The following is a 627-nucleotide window of genomic DNA, read 5'->3' on the forward strand; positions in this document are numbered from 1 at the left end:
AGCTATTCAATGAACTTGAGCAATTAGCAGATGAGTCTGAAGCGGAACCGACTGAAGCCGAAAAAGAGTCCATCACCTACGAACGCAAGAAACCTGTTCGTAAACCTTTACCCAAAGACTTACCACGCGACGTCATCATTCACGACCTGGCAGACGAAGACAAAAGCTGTGATGACTGCGGTCATGAATTACATCGCATGGGTGAAGATAAAAGCGAGCAGCTTGAATTCATTCCTGCCCAGATCAAAGTCATCGAACATGTGCGACCTAAATATAGTTGTCGTCATTGTGAGCAACATGCAACGAACGTCACGATTAAACAAACGCCGGTTCCGGCTTCACCTATTCCAAAAAGCTTTGCTACGGCGAGCTTGTTAAGCCAAATCATTACCAGTAAATATCAATATGGCTTACCGCTTTATCGACAAGAAAGTCTGTTCAAAGAATATGGCATCCCGCTTAGCCGACAAACGATGTCGAGCTGGTTGCTGAAGTGTACAGACTTACTCAAACCGCTTTATGACAAACTGCATGAAACCCTCTTGCGGCAAAATGTAATACAAGCAGATGAAACCACACTAAAGGTAATCGAATCCGACAAAACCAAATGTTATATGTGGTTATATT

At 43.4% G+C, this 627-nt stretch carries 1 protein-coding gene; it reads left to right on the forward strand.

The features are described from left to right. A partial coding sequence (locus A3766_RS22030; protein ID WP_156509045.1) for an IS66 family transposase occupies positions 1–627 on the forward strand: 627 nt, incomplete at both ends.

The organism is Oleiphilus sp. HI0132 (genome assembly GCF_001635845.1).